The sequence below is a fragment of the Cupriavidus sp. 05N40 genome, assembly GCF_056397305.1.
Genome location: NZ_JBFTND010000482.1, coordinates 1 through 380, shown reverse-complemented (window position 1 = coordinate 380; position 380 = coordinate 1). Strand labels below are relative to the sequence as shown.

At 56.5% G+C, this 380-nt stretch carries 1 protein-coding gene; it reads right to left on the bottom strand.

The features are described 5' to 3' along the window. On the bottom strand, nucleotides 1-380 hold a 380-nt coding region (locus AC1DO7_RS41555), incomplete at both ends, for an SLAC1 family transporter (protein ID WP_477117614.1).

Genomic DNA, 380 nt, shown 5'->3' with positions numbered 1-380 from the left:
CAATCATGATGATGAGCGAGGGAACCATCCCCTTGGGGAGCGGCTCGTGGTGCACGACACGCGAAAAGATCATGGTGAAGAAAACCATCGCCATCATCGTTCCGACCGCGACCGCAAACATGTTCACTTCGTGTGCCCAGGYCATCGGCATCGTCCCGCCCGCAACGGCGATATCCAACGTCGCAACACCGGGGATAAGCCACGCCGGGGCTGCATGCGTAGGGTCCTGCTTACCCTTGAAAAGGCGGGCAGTGATGATAAAGCTCAGAACAATGGTAAGAACTGCGCCCACCCCCCAGACTACCTGACCCAGCGACTCGCTATAGAAGCCCAAGACTGAGGAAAGCAGGAGTATGCCAATGGTAATGGTTCCAAAGAAG